A 2,331-nucleotide genomic window follows, 5' to 3' on the forward strand; every position below is an offset into this window, starting at 1 on the left:
ATTGCGTCATCTCCGCCGCGATGTTGGGCGGGAAGATCCGCAGTGGGTCGGTGCTGTAATCGGGTTCGACCAGATCGACGATGACCGCATCAGTGACCGCCCGAGCCCAGTTGGCGTATTCGCCGAGGTCACTTTGATCGATGCCGATGACCTGGCCGCCGCAGTCGACGACGTGACCGGCGATCACCTTCATGGTGACGGACTTTCCGGATCCGAGCTCCCCGGTGACAGCCCACGAAGAGGACTGGTCCCGGAGGGACTTACCGAGTATGTCGTTGAAAACCGCACCGATCCGGGCTGCCGTGATGTTGAGTGCCAGCAGGGGTCCGGAACTGTCGCCCAGATCGTTGCGAGTGAACGGCATGTAGGCCGCGAAATGTGTCGAGGTGGTGATGTGCCCGAATTCGCGCACGATCTTCGACGTCGGAACGCCGGGAATCATTGCCCACCACAGGTCCTCTTGAAAACCGAGCGGCGCGACCAGCTTGTAGTCCTGATGTTCAAAGGACTTCTTCACTGTTTGGGCATCAGCGAGGGCCTGCTCTTCGGTCGACGCGCCTACGGCGAAAAGCGCTGTCCAGGCGACTTCGACCTCGTCACGGTTGGTTTCGAGAAGCGAGCTGTACTCGGTCAGTGCAGAGGCTGCGATATCAAGGGCGCCCTGTCCACCTGCCAGCTCGCCTTCCCGCTGCTCGTACTGTTCTTTGAGGTTTTCCAGCGCACGCTTGTTCGCGCGCATCACGTCAGCGCCTGCTGTCACCTTGAGTCGAGCAACGAAATCGACGTCGATGTCTCCGAAGTCGTCGGCCAGGGAAAAGAATTCCGAGCCGGGAAAGAGGACACCACCGGAGGGCATGTCCGCTAGCGCGAGAATTACTTGGTACGACGCGGGTCGATCATCGATGTCGTAGGGCTGATCGATCTTGAGAACTCGACTGAATGTGGGGACCTTCGGACGCCACCAAGTCGTGGGCTCATCACGATCTGATTGCGCGCCTTCGTCGAGTCGTGCTGGGGCAAGAGCCGCTCCCGATTTCGGGGAAGGCGTGGACGCGGCGCCAGGCATGTCTCGATCGACATGGAGGCCGCGGCTCATGGAGTGCTGCCAGAGCCAAACCATCTGCGCTGGCGTTGCCGGCCGAGCCCCGAAGACTGCGGGGATGTCGGCGATGATGAGATCCGCCTGACGAATTCGCGCCCGTACCTCGTCTTCGGGGACGGAAGTTCGAGGGAGTCCGATGAAGTCCGACAGCGACGACCATGCCGCGTGCGTGGCGGCTTTTGCTTGTCCGGCGAGTCCTGTCGTTGTCAAAGGGATGCTCAGATAGAACACTCGTTGGCCGGGGCGATAGAGCTCGATGGAGTCGAGGGTCGCCTCGCATTCGATCGCCCAGTCTGTGTGGACATCGAGATCAACGCCCTCGGTCATCCTCGCCACGACCGCTTCCGCACTCAGCGACGACGCGATGCCCATCAACATCGACTCGCCGGGCAGCGCGCGCACCAGCATCGTGTGCAGAGTCCGGGCGGTGCGCTTGTCGACGTTGGGTCGGTAGCCGTAGTCCATCCCGCTCAGTACGTAGTCGGCCCACACGACACCGGATTTCGTCCACCGGATATTTGCTGCCATCGACAGAGTTGGCTGTTCCATTGCGGCGAATCGCTTTCTACTCGGAGTTTCCGGCGTTGGCCAGCGCAAGGAGTTCCTTGACGCTCGAACGGCCGGGGCGCGGGGCGGGATCGTTTGGTGAGAGGGCGGGCAGTTCCTGTGGTCGCGACCGAGTGCCGACAGCGTTGTGTGCGACCGGCACAGATTCAGAAGGGGATTCGGGTTCCACAGCAGCGACGAGTTGGTCCTCGATGCGCGGATCGGCAGTGATGTAGCCGCCGGCGTGAACAAGGTGCGGTGCTCGGATATTCACGCGTTTGCCGTTGATCTTCAGCTTGGCCTCAGGCGATGCGAAGACGGCCTTTTTGACCCCTTGAGCGACAGATGCCGGGCTGCGGCCGGCCAATCGGAGCTTGCCGACGACGAACACCGTGCCGCCACAGCATGCAACGAAAAATCCGACGTTCCACGTGATGCTGTCGCCGAGCCACAACGGATGCAGGAGCCACAGGATTGCTCCGACAGCGGCGCCACTGACGGCTTGAGGGACTGTGTAGGGGCCGAAAGGAAGCTTCTTACCGTCGGGTGTGCGGCCGATCAGCTGAGGAATACTTCGAGCTGTTGTGAAGTCCTTGATGACTTCGACGTTGTTGTCGTCGTTCATGCGTGCACCGACTCGCGTGAGGAGTTCTGTCGGTGTGCTCGTGTGGTCGCGTCCGTTG

At 61.4% G+C, this 2,331-nt stretch carries 2 protein-coding genes; both read right to left on the reverse strand.

The genetic code is table 11. The features are described 5' to 3' along the window. Positions 1-1,651 (reverse strand): hypothetical protein (locus ACH4F2_RS35695; protein ID WP_398136779.1); only part of this gene is annotated, 1,651 nt, incomplete at its 3' end. 16 nt (positions 1,652-1,667) lie between these two features. Then, positions 1,668-2,273, reverse strand: coding sequence for a hypothetical protein (locus ACH4F2_RS35700; RefSeq protein WP_003944259.1), 606 nt, complete (start codon positions 2,271-2,273; stop codon positions 1,668-1,670). Positions 2,274-2,331: the final 58 nt, after the last annotated feature.

It is taken from the genome of Streptomyces sp. NPDC017890 (assembly GCF_044328675.1).
Lineage (GTDB): Bacteria > Actinomycetota > Actinomycetes > Streptomycetales > Streptomycetaceae > Streptomyces.